This is a genomic window from Alkalibacillus aidingensis (assembly GCF_014595945.1).
GTDB classification, from domain to species: domain Bacteria; phylum Bacillota; class Bacilli; order Bacillales; family Alkalibacillaceae; genus Alkalibacillus; species Alkalibacillus aidingensis.
Genome location: NZ_JABXWU010000001.1, coordinates 707,865 through 730,837 on the forward strand (window position 1 = coordinate 707,865; position 22,973 = coordinate 730,837).

Annotated in this window: 25 protein-coding genes; 4 read left to right on the top strand and 21 right to left on the bottom strand. The window is 36.6% G+C overall.

Features of this window, described 5'->3' with window-relative positions:
* Nucleotides 1–23 precede the first annotated feature (23 nt).
* The 9 genes from dnaJ to gpr all read right to left on the bottom strand — a co-directional run bounded on the left by dnaJ (nucleotide 24) and on the right by gpr (nucleotide 10,848).
* Nucleotides 24–1,142, bottom strand: a complete 1,119-nt coding sequence (dnaJ, locus tag HWQ49_RS03695) for a molecular chaperone DnaJ (protein WP_188206205.1) — start codon at nucleotides 1,140–1,142, stop codon at nucleotides 24–26.
* A 153-nt stretch (nucleotides 1,143–1,295) separates the two neighbouring features.
* The gene (gene dnaK, locus HWQ49_RS03700) at nucleotides 1,296–3,122 is read right to left on the bottom strand and encodes a molecular chaperone DnaK (protein WP_188206206.1); all 1,827 of its coding nucleotides are present in this window, start codon (nucleotides 3,120–3,122) and stop codon (nucleotides 1,296–1,298) included.
* Nucleotides 3,123–3,160: 38 nt separating this feature from the next.
* A complete protein-coding gene (grpE, locus tag HWQ49_RS03705; RefSeq protein ID WP_188206207.1) occupies nucleotides 3,161–3,748 on the bottom strand; it encodes a nucleotide exchange factor GrpE in 588 nt (195 codons plus the stop codon).
* Nucleotides 3,749–3,908: 160 nt separating this feature from the next.
* Entirely contained in the window at nucleotides 3,909–4,940 is a 1,032-nt protein-coding gene (gene hrcA, locus HWQ49_RS03710) for a heat-inducible transcriptional repressor HrcA (protein ID WP_188206208.1), read from the bottom strand.
* A 57-nt stretch (nucleotides 4,941–4,997) separates the two neighbouring features.
* Nucleotides 4,998–6,182, bottom strand: a complete 1,185-nt coding sequence (gene hemW / locus HWQ49_RS03715) for a radical SAM family heme chaperone HemW (protein WP_188206209.1) — start codon at nucleotides 6,180–6,182, stop codon at nucleotides 4,998–5,000.
* 69 nt (nucleotides 6,183–6,251) lie between these two features.
* Nucleotides 6,252–8,069, bottom strand: coding sequence for a translation elongation factor 4 (lepA, locus tag HWQ49_RS03720; protein WP_188206210.1), 1,818 nt, complete (start codon nucleotides 8,067–8,069; stop codon nucleotides 6,252–6,254).
* A 153-nt stretch (nucleotides 8,070–8,222) separates the two neighbouring features.
* Nucleotides 8,223–8,546 (bottom strand): hypothetical protein, encoded by a 324-nt coding sequence (locus HWQ49_RS03725; protein ID WP_188206211.1) that lies wholly within the window; start codon nucleotides 8,544–8,546, stop codon nucleotides 8,223–8,225.
* A 14-nt stretch (nucleotides 8,547–8,560) separates the two neighbouring features.
* Nucleotides 8,561–9,682 carry a stage II sporulation protein P gene (spoIIP, locus tag HWQ49_RS03730; protein WP_223155032.1) on the bottom strand — a complete coding sequence of 374 codons (1,122 nt, stop codon included), beginning with the start codon at nucleotides 9,680–9,682 and terminating at the stop codon, nucleotides 8,561–8,563.
* 71 nt (nucleotides 9,683–9,753) lie between these two features.
* The gene (gpr, locus tag HWQ49_RS03735; protein ID WP_188206213.1) at nucleotides 9,754–10,848 is read right to left on the bottom strand and encodes a GPR endopeptidase; all 1,095 of its coding nucleotides are present in this window, start codon (nucleotides 10,846–10,848) and stop codon (nucleotides 9,754–9,756) included.
* A 169-nt stretch (nucleotides 10,849–11,017) separates the two neighbouring features.
* On the opposite strand from gpr, the gene rpsT reads away from it, so the two are divergent.
* Complete coding sequence (rpsT, locus tag HWQ49_RS03740; RefSeq protein WP_188206214.1) at nucleotides 11,018–11,284, top strand: 30S ribosomal protein S20; 267 nt, start codon at nucleotides 11,018–11,020, stop codon at nucleotides 11,282–11,284.
* A gap of 54 nt (nucleotides 11,285–11,338) precedes the next feature.
* On the opposite strand, the gene holA is transcribed toward rpsT, so the two are convergent.
* On the bottom strand, nucleotides 11,339–12,361 hold the full coding sequence (gene holA, locus HWQ49_RS03745) for a DNA polymerase III subunit delta (RefSeq protein WP_188206215.1): 1,023 nt from the start codon (nucleotides 12,359–12,361) through the stop codon (nucleotides 11,339–11,341).
* Nucleotides 12,362–12,687: 326 nt separating this feature from the next.
* On the opposite strand from holA, the gene HWQ49_RS03750 reads away from it, so the two are divergent.
* The gene (locus tag HWQ49_RS03750; RefSeq protein ID WP_188206216.1) at nucleotides 12,688–12,822 is read left to right on the top strand and encodes a YqzM family protein; all 135 of its coding nucleotides are present in this window, start codon (nucleotides 12,688–12,690) and stop codon (nucleotides 12,820–12,822) included.
* Between the two features lie 55 nt (nucleotides 12,823–12,877).
* Here the strand turns inward: HWQ49_RS03750 and HWQ49_RS03755 are convergent, their stop codons facing one another.
* The 3 genes from HWQ49_RS03755 to HWQ49_RS03765 are packed head-to-tail and all read right to left on the bottom strand — an operon-like array spanning nucleotide 12,878 to nucleotide 16,349.
* Nucleotides 12,878–15,124 carry a DNA internalization-related competence protein ComEC/Rec2 gene (locus HWQ49_RS03755; RefSeq protein ID WP_223154976.1) on the bottom strand — a complete coding sequence of 749 codons (2,247 nt, stop codon included), beginning with the start codon at nucleotides 15,122–15,124 and terminating at the stop codon, nucleotides 12,878–12,880.
* The gene (locus HWQ49_RS03760; protein WP_188206218.1) at nucleotides 15,124–15,693 is read right to left on the bottom strand and encodes a ComE operon protein 2; all 570 of its coding nucleotides are present in this window, start codon (nucleotides 15,691–15,693) and stop codon (nucleotides 15,124–15,126) included. Before HWQ49_RS03760 ends, HWQ49_RS03755 begins: the two co-directional genes overlap by 1 nt.
* Before the next feature lie 56 nt (nucleotides 15,694–15,749).
* On the bottom strand, nucleotides 15,750–16,349 hold the full coding sequence (locus tag HWQ49_RS03765) for a helix-hairpin-helix domain-containing protein (protein WP_188206219.1): 600 nt from the start codon (nucleotides 16,347–16,349) through the stop codon (nucleotides 15,750–15,752).
* Nucleotides 16,350–16,414: 65 nt separating this feature from the next.
* On the opposite strand from HWQ49_RS03765, the gene comER reads away from it, so the two are divergent.
* Nucleotides 16,415–17,248, top strand: a complete 834-nt coding sequence (comER, locus tag HWQ49_RS03770; RefSeq protein ID WP_188206220.1) for a late competence protein ComER — start codon at nucleotides 16,415–16,417, stop codon at nucleotides 17,246–17,248.
* A gap of 89 nt (nucleotides 17,249–17,337) precedes the next feature.
* On the opposite strand, the gene HWQ49_RS03775 is transcribed toward comER, so the two are convergent.
* The 8 genes from HWQ49_RS03775 to HWQ49_RS03810 are packed head-to-tail and all read right to left on the bottom strand — an operon-like array spanning nucleotide 17,338 to nucleotide 22,335.
* Nucleotides 17,338–18,081: a class I SAM-dependent DNA methyltransferase gene (locus tag HWQ49_RS03775; RefSeq protein WP_188206221.1), complete on the bottom strand. Its 744-nt coding sequence runs from the start codon at nucleotides 18,079–18,081 to the stop codon at nucleotides 17,338–17,340.
* A 17-nt stretch (nucleotides 18,082–18,098) separates the two neighbouring features.
* Complete coding sequence (gene rsfS / locus HWQ49_RS03780; protein ID WP_188206222.1) at nucleotides 18,099–18,443, bottom strand: ribosome silencing factor; 345 nt, start codon at nucleotides 18,441–18,443, stop codon at nucleotides 18,099–18,101.
* A gap of 4 nt (nucleotides 18,444–18,447) precedes the next feature.
* Nucleotides 18,448–19,032: a bis(5'-nucleosyl)-tetraphosphatase (symmetrical) YqeK gene (gene yqeK, locus HWQ49_RS03785; RefSeq protein ID WP_188206223.1), complete on the bottom strand. Its 585-nt coding sequence runs from the start codon at nucleotides 19,030–19,032 to the stop codon at nucleotides 18,448–18,450.
* The gene (locus HWQ49_RS03790) at nucleotides 19,022–19,582 is read right to left on the bottom strand and encodes a nicotinate-nucleotide adenylyltransferase (protein ID WP_188206224.1); all 561 of its coding nucleotides are present in this window, start codon (nucleotides 19,580–19,582) and stop codon (nucleotides 19,022–19,024) included. Before HWQ49_RS03790 ends, yqeK begins: the two co-directional genes overlap by 11 nt.
* A 13-nt stretch (nucleotides 19,583–19,595) precedes the next feature.
* Nucleotides 19,596–19,886: a ribosome assembly RNA-binding protein YhbY gene (yhbY, locus tag HWQ49_RS03795; protein WP_188206225.1), complete on the bottom strand. Its 291-nt coding sequence runs from the start codon at nucleotides 19,884–19,886 to the stop codon at nucleotides 19,596–19,598.
* 15 nt (nucleotides 19,887–19,901) lie between these two features.
* A complete protein-coding gene (gene aroE, locus HWQ49_RS03800; protein WP_188206226.1) occupies nucleotides 19,902–20,702 on the bottom strand; it encodes a shikimate dehydrogenase in 801 nt (266 codons plus the stop codon).
* A 12-nt stretch (nucleotides 20,703–20,714) separates the two neighbouring features.
* A complete protein-coding gene (gene yqeH / locus HWQ49_RS03805; RefSeq protein ID WP_188206227.1) occupies nucleotides 20,715–21,818 on the bottom strand; it encodes a ribosome biogenesis GTPase YqeH in 1,104 nt (367 codons plus the stop codon).
* A gap of 1 nt (nucleotide 21,819) precedes the next feature.
* Nucleotides 21,820–22,335, bottom strand: a complete 516-nt coding sequence (locus tag HWQ49_RS03810) for a YqeG family HAD IIIA-type phosphatase (protein WP_188206228.1) — start codon at nucleotides 22,333–22,335, stop codon at nucleotides 21,820–21,822.
* 381 nt (nucleotides 22,336–22,716) lie between these two features.
* Between HWQ49_RS03810 and sda the strand changes: the two genes are divergently transcribed.
* Nucleotides 22,717–22,857: a sporulation histidine kinase inhibitor Sda gene (gene sda, locus HWQ49_RS03815; RefSeq protein WP_188206229.1), complete on the top strand. Its 141-nt coding sequence runs from the start codon at nucleotides 22,717–22,719 to the stop codon at nucleotides 22,855–22,857.
* Nucleotides 22,858–22,973: the final 116 nt, after the last annotated feature.

The following is a 22,973-nucleotide window of genomic DNA, read 5'->3' on the forward strand; positions in this document are numbered from 1 at the left end:
TACCATCAACTCACTTTAATCATTTATTCTCCCTTGAATGCACGTTTCATTCTTTTAAATAAACTATCTTGCTGCTCATCCAAGGTATCTTCACCACTTAATTCGTGGAACTCTCTTAACAGCTCTTTTTGACGGTCATTTAAGTTCTTAGGTACGATTACCTTTACTAGAATATGCTGATCTCCTTGACCGTAACCATGAACATTCGGTGCACCTTTTCCTTTTAGTCTAAAATGCGTACCTGTTTGTGTTCCGGCAGGTATTTTAAGTTTCACACGACCATGCACTGTTGGTACCTCTAACTCATCACCTAAAGCTGCTTGTGTAAATGTAATCGGAATTTCACAAAGAATATCGTCACCGTCACGCTCAAAGAATTCGTGTCTCTTCACTCGAACGACGACATATAAATCCCCAGGAGGTCCACCATTTACACCTGGTCCACCTTGTCCAGAAACTCGAATTTGCTGGCCATCTTCAATACCACCTGGAATATTAATATCAATTTTCTTGCGTTTTTTAACTTTACCTGCTCCACCACACGTCGTACACTTATCCTCAATAAATTGACCTGTACCAGAACAATGGTTACATACTCTTCGGTTAACGACACGCCCAAACGGAGTATTTTGTTCAACATTTAGTTGACCTGAGCCATTACAGTGCGAACAAGTAGTCACTTTTGCACCTGGTTTAGCACCTGAACCATCACACGTATCACACTTTTCCTCTTTTGGGATATGAATGGTTGTATCTTTGCCGAAGATGGCTTCTTCAAATTCTATTTCCATCGTATATTGTAGATCTTGACCTTGTCTCGGTGCATTAGGGTCTCGTCTACCCCCACCACCGAAGAACATATCAAATATATCTCCAAAGTCACCAAAGCCTTCAGCACCACCACCAAAGCCTTGACCTTGCTGAGCACCTGCATGACCGAAACGATCATATTGCTGTCTTTTCTGCTCGTTACTTAATGTCTCATAAGCTTCCTTAGCTTCTTTAAATTTTTCAGAAGCATTTGGGTCATCACTAACATCAGGATGATACTTTCTCGCTAATTTACGATATGCTTTTTTAATTTCATCTTTAGATGCATCTTTAGACACACCCAGCACTTCATAATAATCTCGTTTACTCAATTGAAGACCACACTCCCGTATCTTCTCGCATAAAGTTAATCATAACATTTTAAAGATTGATTCTGCAATCCTAGTGTAATAGATGGTATTCGTTAAAAAAGCCAAAGCCAAGAATATCAGCCCTTGACTTTGACTTTTAGTTGAATTGTCTTTTTACTTCTTGTCGTCTTCGTTTACTTCTTCATATTCAGCATCTACAACATTGTCATCAGCTTGGGCCTCACCTTGTTCTTGGGCTTGCTGAGCTTGTTGTTGTGCTTGTTCATACATTTTAACAGATAAGTTTTGAACTTCTTGTTCTAAAGCTTCTTTCTTAGCTTTAATATCCTCGATATCTTCACCTTCTAGAGCTTTTTGAAGCTCATCCTTAGCTGCTTCTGCTTTTTGCTTTTCATCTTCAGTTACATTTTCACCAAGGTCCTTGATTGTCTTATCTGTTGTAAAGATTAGTTGGTCTGCTTCATTGCGAAGTTCAACTTCTTCACGACGTTTCTTATCTTCTTCAGCGTTTTCTTCTGCCTGTTTAACCATTTCTTCTACTTCTTCTTCTGATAGACCTGAAGAAGATTTAATGGTAATAGATTGTTCTTTATTCGTACCTAGGTCTTTTGCACTTACATTCACAATACCGTTTGCATCAATGTCAAACTTAACTTCGATTTGTGGTACACCTCGAGGTGCAGGTGGAATATCAGTTAGTTGGAAACGACCTAGTGTCTTATTATCTGCAGCCATTTCACGTTCACCTTGCAAGACGTGAATATCAACAGAAGGCTGATTATCTGCAGCAGTTGAGAATACTTGTGACTCACTAGTTGGGATGGTTGTATTACGTTCGATTAACTTCGTAAATACGCCCCCCATTGTTTCTATACCTAATGATAAAGGTGTAACATCTAATAGGACAACATCCTTGACATCACCTTGTAAGACACCACCTTGGATTGCAGCACCAAGAGCAACAACCTCATCAGGGTTAACCCCTTTAGATGGTTCTTTTCCAATTTCCTTTTGGATTGCTTCTTGCACAGCTGGAATACGTGTAGAACCACCAACGAGAATAGCCTGATCAATATCTGATGCAGACATATCAGCATCTTTTAGAGCACGACGAGTTGGTCCCATTGTGCGCTCTACTAATTCACTAGCTAACTCTTCAAATTTAGCACGAGTAAGGTTCATTTCAAGGTGTAATGGACCTGCATCTCCAGCTGTAATGAATGGAAGCGAAATTTGTGTTTGTGCCACACCTGATAAATCTTTCTTAGCTTTCTCAGCCGCCTCTTTTAAGCGCTGAAGGGCCATTTTATCTTGTGAAAGGTCAATTCCATTTTCTTTTTTGAATTCTGCTACCATATGGTCAATAATCACTTGGTCAAAGTCATCACCACCAAGTTTATTATCACCAGCTGTTGCCACTACTTCAAACGTACCGTCTCCAATATCTAAAATCGATACGTCAAACGTACCTCCACCAAGGTCGTATACTAGTACTGTTTGATCTTGATCTTGGTCAATACCGTAAGCTAAAGCAGCTGCAGTTGGTTCGTTAATAATACGCTCTACTTCTAAGCCAGCGATTTTACCAGCATCTTTAGTCGCTTGACGTTCTGCGTCATTAAAGTATGCAGGAACCGTAATAACTGCTTTAGATACTTCTTCACCTAAGTAATCTTCCGCATATGATTTGATATGTTGTAAAATAATTGCTGATACTTCTTGAGGAGTATACTCTTTACCCTCTATTTCGACTTTATAGTCTGTACCCATATGTCGTTTAATAGATTGGATCGTATTTGGGTTTGTGATTGCTTGACGTTTAGCAACCTCACCTACTTGACGTTCACCGTTTTTGAATGAAACAACTGAAGGAGTTGTACGATTTCCCTCAGGGTTAGGAATGACTTTAGATTCCCCACCTTCCATCACAGCAACACAAGAGTTAGTTGTACCTAAATCAATACCAATGATTTTACTCATGTCAATCTTCCTCCTTTATTAATCACTTAATAGATATCTTATTCATTAACTTTAACCATTGCAGGGCGTATAACGCGATCTTTTAGTTGATAACCTTTTTGCATCACTTGAATAACTTGATTAGATTCATATCCTTCTTCTTGAGCTTGCATAACAGCTTGGTGCTTTTGTGGATCAAATTGTTCACCTTCTGCCTCAATCTCAACAATATCATTTTGTTCTAATGCCTGTTTGAGCTGGTCATAAACCATTTGGATTCCTTCAGCAAAAGATTTAGTCGCTTCATCTTTTACTTCAACTTGAAGCGCACGTTCAAAATTATCGATAACAGGAATCAAATCGGTAGCTAGGTCTTGTGCCTTATATTTTAAGTCTTTCTCTTTTTCCTTCTTTGTACGTTTACGAAAGTTATCAAAGTCTGCTTGAAGACGAGCTATCTTTTCATTGAGCTGCGCGTTCTCTTCTTTAAGCCGAGTAACTTCGTCGTCCCGCTGATCTTCGTCAAAAACTTGTTCCTCTGTATCAATATCTTCATTGACAACTACATTAGTTTCATCAATCTTTTCTTCATCTTGTTGCTCTTCTTGTGGTTCAATACCTTCTTGACTGTTCACTTTTTCATCCATTTCTGTCACCTCCTAGTGTAGCGAATCACTTAATCCAATTGTTTAATATACCATTTTTAACCTAAAAACAAAATAAAAAACCTTAAGAAAACTTGGCAAATGTTAATTGCCAAGTCAATCGAAAACATTACGAACGTCAACCACTACAAGGATTCCCGATTTATCCTTCGTTAAACCAAGAATCTAAGGATTGACTCATGTAACTTGACCATAAATCTAACAGGGAGACTGCTTTTGCATATTCCATTCTCGTAGGTCCTAGTAGGGCAATCGTCCCGACCTGATCTTCTCCCATATTGTAGGTGGCGGTAATTAATGTGCAATTATTCATAGCCTCAACCTGATTCTCATGACCAATTGAAATATTTAGTCCTTGTTTATTTGCTTTTAATATAGGGGCGATTTGTTCTTCACTTTCCATCATATTGAATAAAGATCTAGCCTTTTCAATATCGCTAAATTCTGGTTGCATTAAAATATTCGATTTACCACTCACATACAAACTTGATGATTGTGAACCAAATAAAGCTTGTTGGAGTATACGGTATGATTGTTCAAAATTTGATGTGTAACGATTTATTAAATCGACTACTTCACTTTCAATCATCTGATCTAAATAAATAATTGGAACTCCAACCAATTTTTCATTCAGTATATTAACGACTTTCTCTAAATCTGATTGGTCAACATTGGATGGAATCGCGAACGAACGATGTTCAACATGTCCTGTATCAGTTACTAAAATAGCAATAGCTGATTGCTTATTAATTGGTACAATTTGTATTTGTTTAAGTTTTGTTTCATAAACCTCTGGGCCTAATACTAATGTTGTGTATTTAGTTAACTCAGATAATATATGAGCTGAATTCTGCATCACTTTTTCAAGCTCGATCATTCGCTCATCAAATTGACCTTTGATTATAGAGACTTCCTCTTGTGATAATTTAAGTGGTGACATAATATGGTCCACATAAAAACGATACCCTTTTTCAGAAGGAATTCTCCCCGAGGAACTATGGGTTTTACTTAAGTAACCAGAATCTTCTAAGTCAGCCATATCATTTCTAATGGTCGCTGGACTATAAGTGATCTGCTTCTTTTTAGCAATGTTACGTGAGCCAATCGGCTGAGCCGTTTCGATGAACTCATCTACAATCACTTGTAAAATCAAAGATTGTCGTTCTGTCAACATCCATATCACCCCTGTTAGCACTCAATCACATCGAGTGCTAATTCTATATATAAATTATCAAACTCCTTTATGACTGTCAATTGACAACTTTGATTCCCATATATGATCATCAATTAGAAATTCTGAGAAGACTTCATTCCCAAACATCATACCGTTACGAGTCATAGCAACAGTATCTTCTTTCACATATACCCAGTCTTTTTTAAGTAAATAATCAATCGTGTCTTGATAAATTTCATACATAGAAAAACCAAATTTCTCTTGAAAATGACAATTAGATACGCCACTTCTGCGTCTAAGCCCTAAGAACAGTTCCTCTTCAACTTTTTCTTTCAAAGTGACTTGTTCCTGATGTAAAATCGGTTTTTCTCCCTTAATCACTCGATCATTATAGTGATTAACTGGTCGTAAATTGACATAGCGATATCCATCTAAGTAACCATGAGCCCCGGCACCAAAGGCATAGTATGGCACATTAGCCCAATAAGTTAAGTTATGCTGACTTTCAAAACCCGGTTTAGCAAAGTTACTTATTTCATAATGACTTAACCCGTTTTCCTCCATTACATCTATTAACGTTGTAAACATTTTCGCTTCTACTTCTTCAACTGGCTTATGCAATTGCCCCTTTTGATAGCGCATATAGAAAACGGTTTTGGGTTCGATTTGTAAAGCATACGAAGAATAATGAGGCAGACCATAAGCGATCGCTTGTTTTAAGGTGTTTTTAAAATGGTCTAACGTCTGTCCAGGCAAAGAATAGATAAAATCCATACTAATATTAGTTAAGTCATACTCCTGTAGAAGTTTAACTGATTGATTAACATCTTCTACCGTATGGTGACGGTTAAGTTGTTTTAAATAATCGTTGTCTAATACTTGTACCCCCAAGGAAACACGATTGATTCCATAAGCTTTCATCACTTTTACATGATCCTCTACAAACTCTCCTGGGTTAGCTTCAATTGTAAACTCTTCAACTTGATCAATATTAATGTATGTTGAAATGGTTTCCAGTAACCGTTCAAGCTGCTTAGGGTTTAGGCTAGTTGGAGTGCCCCCACCAATGTATACGGTTCTAACCGCAATGGGTTTATTTTCGACATACATCCCCATTTCTTGGTTTAGGGACTCTAAATATTGATCGGCGATTGCTTCGTGATAGTACATTTTAGCAAAATCGCAATAGTGACATATCTCATGGCAAAAAGGTATGTGTATATAAACAGCCGTGACATTCATCTTCTTCCCCACTCTCTTAAAATCATAATTAATCATAAACAAAAGGCCAGACCTATGCCGGCCGACCTTTTATTTCTGATCATCATCCATTTCTAATACTGACATGAAGGCTTCTTGAGGTACTTCTACTTTCCCAACCATCTTCATTCGTTGTTTACCTTCTTTTTGTTTCTCTAGTAACTTACGCTTACGGGAAACGTCACCACCATAACATTTGGAAAGGACATTTTTACGCATCGCCTTAATTGTTGATCGAGCAATGACTTTGTTACCAATTGCAGCCTGTACCGGCACTTCAAATTGTTGACGTGGAATTAATTTTTTTAACTTCTCCGCTATTTGTTTTCCTCGATGAAAGGCAAAATCTCTATGCACGATAAAAGACAACGCATCAATGGTTTCTCCATTTAGTAAGATATCCATTTTTACTAGATCTGAAGGACTATACCCTTTCAGTTCGTAGTCAAAAGAAGCGTAACCTTTTGTGTGTGATTTCAATTGATCAAAGAAATCATAGACGATTTCTGACAATGGAATATCATAAACAATGTTAACTCTGTTTTCATCCATATATTGCATATCCGAATATTGACCGCGTTTTTTTTGGCAAATTTCCATCACCGGACCGACGTAGTCATTCGGCACCATAATAGAGGCTGTCACAAATGGCTCACGTACTTCTTTAATTTGCTGACGGTCTGGCATTAAAGATGGGTTTTCAATCTCAATTGTTTCACCATCGTTTAATTCTACTTCGTATATAACGCTTGGAGCGGTTGTGATTAGTTGAATATCAAATTCACGCTCAATCCGTTCTTGGATAATCTCCATATGAAGTAATCCTAAAAAGCCACAACGGAATCCAAAGCCTAACGCCTGTGATGTTTCTGCCTCATACTGTAATGAAGAGTCATTTAATTCTAAACGCTCTAGTGCTTCACGTAAATCGTTGTAGTCATCTGCACTGACAGGGAACAAACCACAATAAACCATCGGATTCATTCGTCGGTAGCCAGGTAAAGGCTGTGGCGCAGGATTATTAGCAAGAGTAATGGTATCCCCGACTTTTGTATCTTTTACATTTTTTATAGAAGCAGTTAGGAAACCTACATCTCCCACTGATAACTCATCTTTAGCAACAGGATTTGGGGTGAATACGCCTAGTTCATTAATTTCAAATTCCTTATCGGTTTGCATCATCTTGATTTTATCACCGATTTTTAATGAACCTTCCTTCACACAAATGTAAGCAATAACCCCACGATAGGAATCATATAACGAATCAAAAATCAATGCTTTAGTCGGCTCCTCAACATCTCCTGTGGGTGCAGGAATATCAGAGACAATTCTCTCTAAGATTTCATCAATGCCGACACCATCTTTAGCTGATGCAAGAACAGCGTCTTCTGCATCAATTCCGATGACGTCTTCGATCTCTTTTTTAACACGGTCAACATCAGCGCTTGGCAGGTCAATTTTATTGATGACTGGGATAATTTCGAGGTCATTATCAAGCGCTAAATATACATTCGCCAACGTTTGTGCTTCAATACCTTGAGCGGCATCCACTACTAATATGGCTCCTTCGCAAGCAGCCAAACTACGGGAGACTTCATATGTAAAGTCGACATGCCCAGGTGTATCAATTAAATGGAGCGTATAGTCCTCTCCATCGTTCGCTTCATACTCTAACTGCACTGAATTTAGCTTGATGGTTATACCTCTTTCACGCTCTAAATCCATTGCGTCTAAAAATTGTTCTTTCATTTCTCTTTGAGTTAGTGCTTTAGTCTTCTCAAGAATTCGATCAGCCAAGGTTGACTTCCCGTGATCGATATGAGCTATAATCGAGAAATTACGAATATTTTTCTGTCTATGGTTTGTCAAGATTCATCACTCCTGTTATCACGTCAACTCGATAATCTCGATTATAGCAATAGAAACAATATTATTCAATTACATTAATATTAGCACAGTCATATTTACACTGATTGATGAAGTTACTTCTTAAGTCATTGGAATATATTCAAAGACAACTTTTTAGATTCCAAAGGTATCTGCAAGTCGATAAAAAATATGAAATAAGAACGTGAATATTTGTTTGACATATGACTCTAGGACTGAGGCAACAGAAAATAGACCTGTCTGTTGCCCCTCTTGAACCTCATCTGAAGATGCAATCACTTCTTCGTGACGCTCTAGAAAGGAGTCTGAGTCCTGATTTTTAGTTTTTTCTTCGATTTCTGCTTCAATTTGCTCTTCTTTCTCGATAACAGGTGTTTCTGATTCGTCATTACCTTGACCAAATTGGACACCCATTTGAAAGACAATAAATATAACAACTAACCACCCAATCAACCTCATATCCAATCTCCTTTCTATTGATTAACCGCGCCTTGTTCTTCAAAATATAGTTCGCTGAACACCTCAGCAAATATTTCCAGACTTCTATTCATTTCCTCATAGGTATTATCAACTCCACCTACTTCAAGGAGAAGCATATTATCTGATAAATCCTGATTAAACACACCATTTGTTCCAGGCCCTTCTTTAACCTCAACCCCACGACTGATGGTAGGATATTTTTCTTCTAGCTTCTGGTGAAGTTTAGCAGCAAGTTGTAAATTCTCCTCGTGGTTTTCATGCTTACCTCCGATAACGAACATTAACTTTGCAACAGATTCACCATCAATCTCAGTTGTTGTTATGTGATGTGGTTGTGCATCACGGTGGATGTCAATAAAATACTTAACATCATCTTGATTAGCTGCAACTTCTTCGACAACATTTCTTGCCATATCATATGAATCCCCATAGGTTAAATCATTTTGTTGAAGCAACTGGTAATGATCAGTCTGGTCAACATGCGATTCAATACCATAACTAGCAAGTAAGTCCTGTATCGTAAAGCTCAAATCAACGACGTTATTTTCATTACTAAACGCTTCGTTTGCTGTGGTTCCATCCTCCATATAAGGTAAAAAAGATTCCCTATTATGTGAGTTAAAGATAAATATCGATTCATCAGAATAATCATTATCCTCGGGTTTCGGTTCTTCAACTTCCTCTTCCGGCTCTTCTTCTTCAAAAATATACTCTGGGGGAGCCGATTCAACCGAAGCGGTAAATACATTGGTTCCACTACCGGCAATGGCAATGGTGCTATCCTTCCCCGGAAAGTTAGGTAGTTCATGTCCAAATAACATGCGAAGATCCTGATAAGGAAGACTCGTAATCGATGGCAAAATGACACTAGCAAATGTTAAAGGCTCCTCTTGTTCGTCTAAAACACCATCCATAATTGGTTGGTCAATTGTCATTAAATAAGAAAAAGAAGCACCATCGACATCATTCATCCAGTCTTGAAGAATGTTCGTAGATGCTTCTGAGAAGTTTTTAACTGAAAATAATGGGATTAACAACCATAAAGATAGGAAAATTACTACAAATAAAACAATTGGGTTCTTACGTAATTGCCTGAAATTAATTTGTCTTTTCATATTCACCTTTTCAACCCTTCTATTAAAGTTCTATTAAAACTTTATTCAGCTAGTTGAAAAGGTAGAACCAATTAATCAATAAAATCTTTAGCATTTTCTTGATTAATTTTAGCATGTAACCCTTGGTTAATCCCGGATGCAACAACTGTACTCATGCGATCAATGACTTCATCTATTTCTTTTGGTGTGACAATTAAGTTATGGCCGATTGGGCTTAACACTTCTTTAATTAATTGTCTCTTCTCATCTACAGATAAAGCCCCCACTACCCCTAAGTATTTTTCTTTCACTTCATCATCAGGTAAATCTTCATCAGTTAGCTCTCTTCTTTCACCAAATGTCATTCCAGCAGGGGTTAATGACTTACTTGCTCTATCTCCTTCATTTAACTCTTTCCCAAAATGCTTAAGGATGTAATCAATCGTATCGCTCGTAATCGTCACCGCATCGACAACTGTCGGCATGCCAATAGAAAAGACTGGAATTCCAAGTGTCTTTTCGCTTACTTCTTTACGATCATTACCGACTCCTGAACCGGGATGGATACCGGTATCTGATAATTGAATAGTCGTATGAACACGATCAATTGACCGAGCAGCTAAAGCGTCAATAACAACAATAAAGTCAGGCTTTACTTGATTAACTACCCCGAATATCGTATCACTAGTTTCAATCCCGGTTAGGCCCATAACACCTGGTGTGAACGCTGCTGAAGGACGGTACCCTTTATCAACAGATTCAGGATATAATTTAAATAAATGGGAAGTTATATACGTTTTATTGACGGTTTGAGGCCCTAATGCATCAGGAGTAACATAATCATTCCCTAATCCGACCATCATACATTTTGCATCAGGATGGATATCATGATTTTTGATTAGACGTTCTAATTCATTACCAAGCATCGTAGCGATTTGTTTTTCAAAATGATAATCCAAATCACGTAACCGATGAGATTCAAGCGTAATATACTCACCTGGATTCTTTCCAACTCGTTCACTGCCTTGTTCATCAATCGTCACACGTGTTAATTTAACTTCTTCATGCTTATATTCCTTAATAATAATTCCATCGAGTTCTTCTTTTTTATCGGGATTTTGTTCAACAAACATCTCCCTTGCTTCAAGTGCTAAATCGGTTCGTGGTTGAAAAGATTTCTCTTCCATTTTTATACCTCCTATCTATCTTTAGCGTTTCCAAATTACTTTAAATTAAACGACAAGTGATTAATCTTGACAGTCAGCTATTGAAAACTTTACGATGCTTTGGTAAAATACTTTTGTCCAAGAAACGTAATCATTGGAAACGGACAATCTCATCAGGAGGTGAAAGATTATGGCAAATAACCGCCAAGGCCTAAAGCGCATTCGCATTAATCAAGACAAGCGTGCACAAAATCAGGTCGTACGTACTGATATGCGTAGTGCTGTTAAACGTGTAGAGGAAGCTGTTAAGCAAAATGATGTGGCAACTGCACAAGAATCATTAAAAACAGCTATTAGTAAAATTGACAAAGCTGTACAGCGTGGTATCCTTCATTCAAACAATGGAGACCGTAAAAAAGGAAAGCTCATGTCACAGGTAAGCAAAATCGCAAACTAATTTCCTTTGAACATAAAAAAACGTTCGCTTAATCATTTGCGAACGTTTTTTATATTATTTATGATAATTAGTGGAAATGCTTTGTAAATACAACTCCAATGCAAGCCACTTATCCATGGCTCCTGTTTTCATTTTCTCATCGGTCTTTGTCCCATCTATAATCATCTGTTTTAATTGTTTCTCATCAAATAATCGCTCTCTACGTAAAGCCATTTTCACAGCATATGGGTGTGATTTTACTTGTTTAGCAATCTGTTGCTGCTGGTATCCTTTATGTTTTAGTAATTTACTTTGTAAAATCAACCGTATCTGTGATGTTAATAACGCTAATAGGGCAATTGGTTCCTCATTTTGTTTTCTCAGCTCTTTAAGAATATTTAATGATTTTCCTAAATTATTTTCAACAATTGCATCTATTAATGAAAATGTACTTGTTTCAGCATAAGTACTAATCAGTTCCTCAGCAGCTTCAAAATTCACTTCAGAGTCCTTGAAATAAAGCGATAATTTATGTAATTCTTGTGTTAATGCTTCTAAATGGTCACCGACTCGCTCAATCAGTAGGTCAATAACAGGACCCGGCAGTGATAGTCCTAATGAGTTGGCCATCTGAATCGTCATTTGCCTCATATCCTGTGCATTTGGCGGAGAACATTCAATCAAAACGCTATTGGCCTTAAGTGTTTTGACAACCTTCTTCCTTTGATCTAACTTTTCATAAGGTGCCGTAATTATAACTGTTGAAAAATCAACAGGTTGTTCTACATACTCTATAAGGTCGTCTAATCGATGTTCTACCTCGCTTTTAGTTTGACCCGTGAGGAAACTAGCGCGATTGATCAGAATAACTTTATGATCACTAAAAAAAGGAAACGTTTCGGCATCATGAAGAGCTTCTTGGACGGCAATCGACTCCATGTCATAAGCTTGTACATCTTGTTCTTGGTTAAATTGGGAGCCAACCATTGATAATATTTGATCTCTAACTCTTTGTATAAAAAATGGTTCCTCACCGAATAATAGGTAAATAGGTGATACCTTTTCATTATTTTTTTGTAAAAATTCTTGGGCATGCATAATACTCTCCCCCTTATGATGCTATCCTATACTGATTTTGCTGAAAGCACAATAAAAAAATTAATGTGGGGCAAATTGTTTAAACATAGTAAAGAGGGGAACTGTTTTAAGTCCCCCCCAATATCTATATAAACGCTAAAAACAAACCCCCGGGAAGCTTTGTCTTTAGCGACATTTGGTGGTATACTTATTGTGTGTATTATCAGTATGTTTATGGCTGTTAAGTCTTAACAATTTGTTTTCTACAACTTTTTGACATTCAGCAAAAAACAATGGATTTTTTTGGTTGAATCACTTATACTGTATGTGATTTAGGAGGGATGGTCGTGAACGAATTTGAAAAAGATGTGCAATCAAAGAACAATGATGTCGTCGATTCCATTAAAGGGTTTGGCTTTTCTTTCATTTTCTTCTTTGGAATTTTCGCCATTGGTACGATCTTCACACTTTTTGCAAACTAAATGAAAATCGTGTCACCAGAGGGACTAAATGATTTAGTCCCTTTTTACTTTATATCTATGGCAAAAATGGTTTTATTGTGCTTTGTCCTTTACGAATTTCAACTTTTATCGCACCATTCTGATCAGTCCTCCATAACTCTATCCCCTGTTTTAATAAACGATCAACCACTTCTTCATTTGGGTGTTTGTACATATTATTCCTACCTACCGATATAAGTCCATGTTGAGGTGCTATTTCGCTTAGAAATTCCTCACTGGATGATGTTTGACTTCCGTGGTGTGCAACCTTTAGTAAATCAACTTCCTGAAGCGACTCAAATACTAACAACCCTTCTTCTACAGATTGATCTATATCCCCAGTAAATAATGTTCGATGACCTTGAACGTCCAATATAAAAACTACAGACAATTGGTTTTCATCCTGGATTGGTTCCTTAATCAGCTCAGGAGAAACAACCGTAAACTTTGCTTTCCCTATTTCAAAGGACACACCTTCAAACAATGGCTGTAATTTTTTATTCGCTATCGATTCTAAGTATGATGATTCGGTTACATAGGGGTGAGTAAATATATATTGAGGATTAAAATCATCGACTAATAAAGGGGCCGAACCTACATGATCATGATCAAAATGGCTGATAAATACACCATCTATTTGGCTAATTCCTTGAGACCATAAATATGGTTTGATGACATGGTGGTAATTATTATTCCTCTCTTCATCCGTCCAGTGACTAACCTCTTCACCTACATCCACGATGAATACACCGGTACGATTCGGTAATTCAATAATAATCGACTCCGCCTGTCCTACATCAAGCATCGTGATGGAATAGGTATCATCCAAATGTGGAATAAGTTGTTCGATTAAAAATACAGATAGAGCCATCGTACCCAAAATAGCAGCTTTATTGAGTTTTTGTTGATCCCAATATCGCATCATAGCTACAAAAAGAGCGTAAAACAGGAGGATACTTATAATATGTGGTGTTCCGACAACCCATGTGGATAAAGAAGGTTCACCAATGTTGATAAGAAGTTCATGAGTGAAGTTTTGGATGACCAAGAAGAGATCCTCTAACACTCGATTAAAGGAGTTTGGAAACCAAGAAGTCAAAAGAAGAATTAGACAATACGGAATCACAAAGCAAGTATAATATGGGATAAATAAAAGATTAACTAAAAATGAAAATACGTTAGTAAAGTGAAAATATATAAATTGTAGAGGTAAAATGACCAACTGACTGATTAAACTAATCCTTAGAGAGATCATTAACCAATTCCCGTCTTGTATGATTCGCTTAGAGAGGACAATAGCCACTGTGACGAGAAACGAAAACTGAAAGGAAAGCTGATAGAGAAGATAAGGGTTAGTAATCAACAAGATAAGACAAACTAATGATATAACATCTGTTGTATCCCATTTCCGATGAAATTTACTTATGATGACCAAAATAAAGGCCATCATACCCGCACGCACCACAGGAGGATTAGACCCAGCTATTAAGACATAAAAAGGGATGATGATCAGCATTAACCATTTACTATGGTCTTTTGACAGCCTTAAAACGTAATGAAAAATACCATATAAAAAACCTAAGAAAAATGCTACATGTAAGCCAGATATAGCGAGTAAATGTGATATATTCCAATACTGAAATGTTTCAATAATTTGATCGTCCAACAAAGAACGATCACCGAATATGAGAGCATTAATCCAAGTTATTGTTTCCTCACGATACTGGGAGGTTAAAGAATCGAATAAAAGACCACGTACTTCTAGGGGATAAGATAGTAGAGAACGACCATTACAATCACTTATTTCAGGCTCAAACATGATGCCAATAATCCCTTGTTTTTTTAAAAACCCTGGATAATCAAATTGTCCGGGATTCCTAGGGTCCATAGGTCTTGTCAGTTCACCTGACATTGAGCATACCATCCCATGCTTTAAAGGATAGATCTCATCATGACTTAAGCGATCAAATCGTGCTTGAAGAAAGTATTGACTACCTTTAATTTTGAAAATATATTGGTAGTCGTTGTTTGAGGTTTCTACTGAAGTGACTTTTACTTGGCCACTAAAAGCCTGGGAGTCTTCAACCATGGTCAATTCTGTAACCTTGGGGGATATGAAGAAGGAGAGAATGAAAGCAAAAAGGGATATCACCAACAGTAATCGGTTAATCGAATTAAAAGTTAAGAAAATAAGGAGTATAATCATGAACAAAATAATACTAATTACTGTTGGTAAATAGCCTGCTAAATAACAAATAACAATCGTGTACCAATGACCACGCATTAATCAACGAATGTAAATAATTTATTAGCTTCCAACCTTAGTTCCTTTAATTCTTCACTTTCGACCCCACGAGCTTCAAGCTTCTCAAGTAACGATGAAATAAAATAAAGCTTGTCTTTAGTATTCGTATCGATATGTAAATAATCGAGTTCGACCTTTTCAAATTCCACACCAGCATCATTCAATAGCTCTATTCCATATGAGCTATTCTTATAGTCGTACGCATAAAAAATCTTCTTGATTCCACTTTGGATAATGGTTTTACAGCAGTTTAAGCACGGAAAATGTGTCACATACATTTCAGCTCCTTCAGTCGCAACCCCGAATTTGGCGCACTGCAAAATTGCATTCGCTTCAGCATGAATCGTTCTAACACAATGGCCATCGACCACCTTACAACCTTCATCTATACAATGGACACCTCCTGATACACTCCCATTGTATCCACCTGCAATCACTCGTTTATCTCGAACGATCGTTGCTCCAACAGATAACCTTTCGCACGTACTTCTTAATGCTAGCAATTGACTTTGTGACATAAAATATTGATCCCAAGAAATTCGTTCCATTATTTGATCCTCCTTTTATTCATATTTTATAGAATCCTTTTAAAGACGTAAACTAACTACGGCACAATTATTTGTTCTAAAAATTTTTCTAAAGTTTTTTCACCGATCCCACTGACATCCAATAAGTCTTCAGGCCTAGAAAAAGGCCCCTGCGCTTCTCGATAATCAATAATATCCCGAGCTTTCTGTTCACCAATACCAGGAAGCTGCATCAGATCAGAGAGTGAAGCTTGATTTACTCTTACCTTACTATCCGAGAGAAGGTACTCCCCACTATTTTGTGTATTTTCATTTTGAAGATCAGGAACGAATATCACCATTTCATCATATACATGTTCTGCTAAATTAACTGCATGCAAATCAGCAGAATCCAAAAAGCCTCCCGCAAGCTCGATTACATCTACTACCCTTTTACCTTGTTCAATTTCATATACCCCGGGCTGAACAACTTCCCCTTTTAAATCTACCATCCAAATCGATTTTTCCGGCTCCTCTTCCAATTCATTGATTTCATCTAATTGCTCAAGATCATCTAAATCATGTAAACCATCAATTTGATAATCAATTTCCTCTTTTGGTTTTGACAGTAATATCGCTGTTAGCACTATCATAAAAATAATAATAATAACAACTAGCCATTTTTTTGGAACGTTCATCGTTTAAACCTTCTTTCTTCATATAGATGTAGAGGGTAAGTTCGTTTTATAAGGGAGGATCCATTATGAATTGGGGAATTATCGGAACAGGAAACATGGGAACCGTCATTATGAATGCACTGATTTCGAGTAATGCTGTGGATGAAAGAAACCTTTATGTAAATAATCGAACCTTTTTAAAAGCCTATCAGCTAAAGGAAGATCACCCTGGAATCCATGTCGTTCAAACCATCGATGCCATAGCCGAATCCTGTGATATTATTTTTATTTGTACAAAACCAAAAGAAATAATCTCGATTGCCAATCAGTTAGAGAAACAAGTGAGTGAAAACCAATGTGTGATCTCTATTACAAGTTCGATTACCTTAGCTAACCTTGAGGAATTATTGAGCTGTCAAACAGCAAGAATGATACCAAGTATTACGAACCGAGCAATGTATGGCACCACATTGTTAACTTTTGGAAATAATATAACTGAGGAAATGAAGCATTTGTTGTTGCAGACTTGCAAACTCTTCTCAGAACCGGTGGAAATTGAAGAAGAACACGTCAGAATCGCTTCAGATTTAGTATCATGTGGCCCTGCATTTATCAGCTATTTATTACAGTTAATGATTACTGATGCCCATGAGAAGACCGGAATCAATCAACAGCAAGCTACAGAGCTAGTCGAATGCATGATTATTGGTTACGGGAAATTACTGGAAGATCAATATTATGATTTAGATTCATTAAAACAAAAAGTGATGGTGAAAGGTGGTATAACTGGAGAGGGGATGATAGCTTTAGAAAAAGCTCTTCCAAAAGGGTTCACCGAAGTATTTAATGCAACACATGATAAATTTTACCATGAACAAGACAACGCTAATGATTGGATCTTTCAATTAACTAAAAATTAAGACATTATTAAGTATAGTTATATTTTACAGGTTAAAAAGAAAAATGCAACAAAAACAGTTAGTCCAACTAACTCTTTTGTTGCATTTATTTATTTTTGACAGATGAAAAACAGACGATCTGTATCCTCATATCCCTTTAAAGGTTGATGATTAAAATCACCTTTCACTTTTACTTCCTTAAAGCCGACTGATTTTAATAAAGAAAGGTATACATCAACTGGAAACGTACGTTGGATATGGGACTCATCAAACCTCTCATAATATGTTGTTCGATCATCTTTAACAAAGAACGTTAAATCATGAATGACTTCGGATGGTCTTTGGCTTTCTTCACAAAACCATACATAACTAATTTCATCACCAACTTCAGAAAAAAGCTCCGAATCAACTAAATACTTTATATAATTTTCACTATGAACGTCAAAAATGAATTGACCCTCTTCTTTTAGATGCTGATAAACTTGACTGAACGCCTGTTCCAGCTCGTTTTCCTCAGTCAAATAATTAAGCACATCACAATAACTAATAACCACGTCATATAAGTCTGAAGTCTGAAAACTACGAAGATCTGCTTGAAAAAAATTCACACAAAAAGAGGACAGACTTTGTTTCTGTTCTGCAAGCTCAATCATGTCTTCAGATAGATCAAAAGCTGATACTTGATAGCCATCCTGTGCCAAGCGAACCGATATTTCACCAGTACCACAACCTGCATCCAATATGTGAATGTTGGTTGAGCGATCACCTAATTGTTTATTTGTGAAATCAACCCATGATTGGTATGGGGCATCCTTCATCAAGTCGTCATATACTTGTGCCATTCGTTGATACATCATTCACCCTCAAATGCCTAAATTGACAATGGGACCGTATCTGCATCGCCCCATAATTTTTCTAAATTATAATAGCCTCTTTCTTCCTTGTGAAAAATATGAATAACTACATCATCTAAATCCACTAACACCCAACGAGCTTGATCTTTACCTTCTATTTTCTTTACTTCAACGCCTTGTTCTTCTACAACATCCTTAATCCCTTTACTAATGGCATCAACTTGACGTTCAGTTGAACCGTGACAAATTAAAAAGTAGTCTGCAATTAATGATAACTCACGCATATCTAAAGCAACGAGATCTTCGGCACGTTTATCATCACAAGCTTGCGCTGCTAATTGTAATAATTTATGACTATCCATTTGATTAAAAACCTCCATTAAGTTGTTGAATCTCTTTTGTTAAATTATTATATGCTTGGAATGTGTCTGGGTAAATAGGCTGGCCCTTACTCATTAAAAATATAATGGATTGTTTTAATGCATATTGACAAGCACGATTTAAATCAATATCCACTAGCTTCCTAGCCTCGTGTACGGCATCAAATTGTCTTCCTGGCTCAATATAATCCGCTAAAAAAATAATTTTTTCAACTAATGTCATCCCATGTCTACCAGTTGTGTGGTAGCGGATTGAGTTTATTATTTCCGAATCCTTAATTAAAAATAAATGCTCAATCATTTTTGCTCCTACTGGTCCATGCCATAATTCATGATGGTAATTAAGCAAATCTTTGGGAAGATCGGTATAGCTCAGGATCCATTTCTTTAATAAATCTTTCTCCATATGCTTAGCATAATCATGCATAGCAGCAGCAATACCTACCTGATATGGATCAGCACCATAGTGCCTCGCTAAATCTAGGGCAGTCTCTGTTACCCTTTCTACATGCTCATAACGTTTTTGTGGTAATACTTGTTTAGCATGTTTCAAGGCTTCTTCAACGTGCATATAAATGATTCTCCTTTATATAATTTAAAACATCATCCGGAAGCCCTATTGGATCCTTATTCTGAAAGAGCTGTTGGCGGATTTCAGTTGAGGAGACTAATACCTCCTCCATCTCAACCTTCAAAACATCAGGGTCTGAAAAGCCATAACCTTCTCGACTAACCCCTACGAATTGAACTAATTCTTTTAACTCATTAATACGATGCCACTTGGGCAAGTATTCAACCATGTCCCCACCAATAATAAAATAAAAATCATTATCCGGAAATTGCTCTTTTAACTGACGAACGGTATCAAGTGTATAAGAGACACCTTTTCTCTCTTGTTCAATTGTAGAAATATGAATATTTGAATGATCTTGAAAGAGTAATTTCAACATTTCATATCGATCTTGAAATGAAGCTTTAGCATCTTCTTTATGTGGTGGTTGATAAGTAGGAATTAACCAAACCTCGTCTAATTTTAGCTCTTTGATTACCGTTTGACAGATAGATACATGACCAATATGAGGTGGGTCAAACGTTCCGCCAAACAAACCAATTCTACTCATGTTACAACCCGCCTTATGGTAAATCCAACTGCTTATGCTCAGCTGATTCTCGGTATAAAACAATTATGTTTCCAATAACTTGAACAATATGGGCATCGGTACCTTTAGCGATTTGTTCAGCAAGCTCGTGTTTGTCCTCAAAATTATTTTGTAAAACACTTACTTTAATGAGTTCTCGTTTTTCTAAAACATCATCTATTTGATCGATCATATTCTTACTAACACCACTTTTTCCAATTTGAAAAATAGGGGTAAGATGATGAGCTTCTTTTCTTAAATAACGTTTTTGTTTCCCAGTTAACAACATTCATCCTCCTAATTAATTGACGAAATCCTTTATTTCTTGTCCCGTCCATATTTGAAATGCTTTTGCAGCTTGGTACAGTAGCATTGATTCACCAAATAAAATTCGGCATCCTCTTTGCTCGGCATCTTGTAAAAAAGAGGTCCATTTTGGCTTATAGATAATGTCACTTGCAATTGCATTTGGCTTAACACCTTGTAATGATATGATTTGCTCATGATTATTTGGACTCATACCTACACTTGTTGTTTGAATAATTAAATCATACTGTTCTAGAATATCTTTTGCCATCCCTAAACTAAGAGCTCGGCTATGATTTAAACTTCTACTGATTTGTCTAGCTTTTTCTGCCGTTCGATTGATGATATCAATCGATTGAAAGGCATACTTATTTAATTGATATGCGATTCCTTTGGCAGCTCCTCCAGCTCCAATAATAAGAATTCGTTTATGTTTAACATCACTTAAAAAGTCGGGATAAGCCTCATTTAAAGATAATACATACCCTTCTCCATCTGTATTATAACCGACTAAACGATTATTTTGTATGCTCACCGTATTAACCGATTGCATCGCTTTCGCAGGGCCAACTATTTCATCTAGATATTCAATAATTTTCTCTTTAAAAGGTACGGTTACATTAAAACCATGATAACCTTCTGCTTTCAACCAATTAATTTTTCCTTCAAGCTCTACTTGATCTACAGGTATTAACTCATACGTTCCTTTGAGGCTTGTTTGTTCAAAGAACTGTTGATGAATTTCTGGTGATTTAGACTGTTTGACTGGATTTCCAATTAAAGCTAAGCGATACATACACTCTTCTCCTTAAATAATAGCTTCTCGTATCATAACTTTAACACCTTTTGGAACATGAGCTGTAACCGTTGTCTTACCTTCAGGGATGGTGATCCAACCTAATCCTGAAAAAACAACATCCTTTTTTGGACCGTCTAATTGAAAAGTTTTTGCTTCAAGTTTAGGCCATTCAGTCAAGGTTTCTTCTGTTGGAGGTGCTAACATGTCACCTAGATGGTTTTGATAAAGTTGATCAGCATTTTCAGTCTTTGTCCGATGAACATTCAAATCATTTGAAAAGTAACAAATATACCCTTTTTGCTGATCGGCTTTGTCAATATCAAGTCGGGCTAGTCCACCAATAAATAATGTTTGTGCAGACTCTAACTGATAAACTTTTGGTTTTACTTCCTTTTTAGGTGTAACCAGCTTTAAATCAGATCGTGATAGATAATGTGCCATTTGATGGTGATTGATAATTCCAGGCGTATCGATCATAGAGGACGTATCATCTAATGGAATGTCTATAAAACCTAAGGTGGTACCAGGAAAATAAGACGTTGTAATAACTTGATCCTTGGGGGAAGATTTATTTATTAAATAGTTAATAAATGTAGATTTTCCCACATTGGTACAACCGACGACAAAAATATCCTTGCCTTGGCGAATGCGTTCTAACTCAAAGGCGGTTTCCTCCATACCTGTTCCTTTTACTGAACTAACTAGATAAATCTCTTTTACCTTGAGACCAAATTCATTAGCAACCTTACGCATCCAATGTTTAATTTTATTTAAGTTTGTCGACTTAGGTAAGAGATCAACTTTATTTCCTACTAAGACGACATCATTTTTCCCTGCAAATCGATTTAACCCTTTAACAAAACTGCCATGTACATCAAATAAATCGACAACATTAACAACTAATCCATCATGATTACCTATCTCATGCAGCATATTTAAAAAGTCTTCATCAGTTAAATCTACATCCTGGACTTCATTATAATTCTTAAGACGAAAACATCTCTTACAGATCACATCATCTCGTTGTAACGCTGATGGAGGAGCGTAACCTAGCTGTTTTTCGTCTTCGGTTTGGATTTCAACACCACACCCTTGACAATAAATAACTTCCATATTAATCCTCCCAATATAACTGACCTTTTTTTCTAAAGTGTTCCATAATTCTTCGTTCGACTCTACGGTTAAATCGAGTAAAAAACCCATCTGTTTCTACAACTGGTACAACCAAAATCGTATGGAATTTGGCACGATTTCCTCCTAAAACGTCAGTCAAAAGTTGATCGCCAACCACTACGATCTCATCATTATTTAGATCCATTTGACGCTTTGCTTTTCGAAAAGCATTTCCTAGTGGCTTTCTCGCCTTAGGAATAAATGATATATCTAATGGTTCTGAAAAAGCTGACACACGGTCCTCACTGTTGTTCGACATAATGGTCACTTTGATTCCAGCTCGTTTTAGATCTTTAAACCAATTAGCAATTTCAGGTGTTGCATCAGGTTGGTCCCATGCCACTAATGTGTTATCTAAGTCGGTAATAACACCTTTAATGCCTTTTTCTAATAAACTTTCTGGAGTAATATCCACGACAGTCTCAACATGATCATTAGGTAAAAATTTCCTTAACAATTGATTCACCTCTAATTCTTTCTCACTATATTACATCATAAACAATCGATTCAAATGTTTCAAAAGATATTTGGTGTTTTCTAGTCTTTGTTCAAGGGGTAAATCCACCATATTATGCTTAGAAGGATATTAAAATTCTTAAAATGGACTAATTTTCGTTCGACAATTAACGATATTATTCTTCATTGTGGATAACTTTACACACAACTAATATAGCTATCTGTCGAGGTTTGATACATTTTTACTAATGAATATCAACAAGTTATGCACAGGTTACACACAAGGCAACAAAGTTGAGTAACTGAACCGGTAGTGGTATTATAGATTCAAATTTGAAAGTGAATCGTTTGGGGGGTGCGAGCCAAGAGGGCTTAACGACATATGGAAACCTTATCAGATCAACTGTTAATCGAATCGTACAAAAAGGCAAAAGCATTAGATCTAAATGATGATTTCATTGCTTTGATCGAAAAAGAATTGAAAAAAAGAGGGCTGGCTGATCATTTGAAAGAAACTTCTTAATGTCTTGGTTTTTTCCTATATATATAGGCACTGACACATATTGTTGTGTCAGTTTTTTTATGCTTTTATTTAGATAGTTTTGCTTTTCAAAAGACATATAATATCGTTATAATGTT